At 41.8% G+C, this 2,649-nt stretch carries 1 protein-coding gene; it reads right to left on the bottom strand.

Translation table 11 applies throughout. The annotated features are described in order from the left end of the window. On the bottom strand, positions 1–2,649 hold a 2,649-nt coding region (locus G3A47_RS22455; RefSeq protein WP_458294228.1), incomplete at both ends, for a DUF7507 domain-containing protein.

Here is a 2,649-nt window from a genome sequence, read left to right as displayed (position 1 = left end):
CTGTAGCATTTCCTGTTGCTCCTAATACTGCCGGAACTCCATTTACTTTATCGTTGCTTGCAATGTTTGCGAAAACAATTCCTCCTGTTGATGCAATAGTTCCGTTTTCGAATATTGGTTCTACAACTGGTGTTACTTTGATTTCATCGGAAACCGTAGCACAAGTTGCCGGAGTTAATTTATCACATAACTGGTAAACTACATTGTAAGTACCCGGTGTGGTTCCTGCTGCAACACTTACTTTTCCGGTTAACGGATCTAAAGTAATCCCTGTTGGCCATGTTCCTGACACTGCAACTGTAGCATTTCCTGTTGCTCCTAATACTGCCGGAACTCCATTTACTTTATCGTTGCTTGCAATGTTTGCGAAAACAGTTCCTCCTGTTGATGCAATAGTTCCGTTTTCGAATATTGGTTCAACTGTTGTTGTTACCGTAATTTTAGCTTCGGCCTGATCACACATTGGCGTACCGGCGGCTGCCATTGCTTTTGAACATATACTATAAATTACAGTATAAACTCCCGGTGCAATACCAGCATTAACTTTAATAGTTCCATCCGCATTTAATGTCATTCCTGCAGGTACATGAACCGCACTCAAATTCACTTCCGAAGCTACTATAGGTGCATCATGTAGCCTGTCATTCAACAATACCGACACTGTAGTACCTCCGTTCGATCTATTAAACACTACTGCTGTTTCATCTATTGCATCAATAAAACTTACTACTGTACATGTTGAACAAGTAGGGTCTATTGGTTTACAAGTCGCACAAATTGGACTTGGGTCTGTTGATTTAGCTGTAACTGGCGCTCCTGTTGGAGGGGTTCCTGTTACAGTAGCTACGTTGTCTACCTGACCATTGTTTACATCAGCCAAAGTAATGGTATGAACTGCTGTAAAACTAGCTGAGTCAGTTGCTCCTGGAGCTAAACTTGCCAAACTTCCACTTACTACTGCATTAACATCTGCAAGAGTTACCGGAGCTAAGGTTACGTTTCCAGTATTTTTAACTACAAAAGTGTAATCAATTCTATCCCCTACATTTACAATACCATCTGAATTAGCATCTACATAAGTTGCTTTTTTACTTACTTCAACCTTTGGTGAAGACGTTAAAGGAACTGTTGTACATGTTGTACAAGTAGGATCTTTTGGCGTACAAGTCGCACAAATTGGACTTGGATCGGTTGATTTAGCTGTAACTGGCGCTCCTGTTGGAGGGGTTCCTGTTACAGTGGCTACGTTGTCTACCTGACCGTTATTCACATCAGCCAAAGTAATGGTATGAACTGCTGTAAAACTAGCTGAGTCTGTAGCACCAGGTGCTAAACTTGTTAGTGTACCGCTCACAATCGCATTCGCATCGCTGATTGTTACCGGAGCTAAAGTTACGTTTCCTGTATTTTTAACTACAAAAGTATAGTCAATTCTATCCCCTACATTGGCAATTCCATCACCGTTTACATCTACATAAGTTGCTTTTTTGCTTACTTCAACCTTTGGTGAAGAAGTTAAAGGAACTGTTGTACATGTTGTACAAGTAGGATCTTTTGGCGTACAAGTCGCACAAATTGGACTTGGATCGGTTGATTTAGCTGTAACTGGCACTCCTGTTGGAGGGGTTCCTGTTACGGTAGCTACGTTGTCTACCTGACCATTATTCACATCAGCCAAAGTAATGGTATGAACTGCTGTAAAACTTGCCGAGTCTGTAGCTCCCGGAGCTAAACTTGCCAAACTTCCACTTACTACTGCATTGGCATCCGTAACGGTTACCGGAGCAAGGGTTACGTTTCCTGTATTTTTAACTACAAAAGTATAGTCAATTCTATCGCCTACATTGGCAATTCCATCTCCGTTTACATCTACATAAGTTGCTTTTTTACTTACTTCAACCTTTGGTGAAGACGTTAAAGGAACTGTTGTACATGTTGTACAAGTAGGATCTTTCGGCGCGCAAGTCGCACAAATTGGACTTGGATCGGTTGATTTAGCCGTAATTGGCGCTCCTGTTGGAGGGGTTCCTGTTACTGTAGCTACGTTGTCTACCTGACCGTTGTTTACATCAGCCAAAGTAATCGTATGCACTGCTGTAAAACTAGCTGAGTCAGTTGCTCCCGGAGCTAAACTTGTTAGTGTACCGCTCACAATCGCATTAGCATCGCTGATTGTTACCGGAGCTAAGGTTACATATCCTGTATTTTTAACTACAAAAGTGTAATCAATTCTATCGCCAACATTGGCAATTCCATCTCCGTTTACATCTACATAAGTTGCTTTTTTGCTTACTTCAACCTTTGGTGAAGACGTTAAAGGAACTGTTGTACAAGTCGTACAAGTAGGATCTTTTGGCGCGCAAGTCGCACAAATTGGACTTGGATCGGTTGATTTAGCTGTAACTGGTGCTCCTGTTGGAGGGGTTCCTGTTACTGTAGCTACGTTGTCTACCTGACCATTGTTTACATCAGCCAAAGTAATGGTATGCACTGCTGTAAAACTAGCTGAGTCAGTTGCTCCCGGAGCTAAACTTGTTAGTGTACCGCTCACAATCGCATTAGCATCTGTAATGGTTACCGGAGCAAGGGTTACGTTTCCTGTATTTTTAACTACAAAAGTATAGTCAATTCTATCGCCTACATTGGCAA

Origin of the sequence: Flavobacterium poyangense, assembly GCF_011751075.1 — a bacterium.
GTDB classification, from domain to species: domain Bacteria; phylum Bacteroidota; class Bacteroidia; order Flavobacteriales; family Flavobacteriaceae; genus Flavobacterium; species Flavobacterium poyangense.
This window is presented reverse-complemented; position numbering and strand designations above follow the sequence as displayed.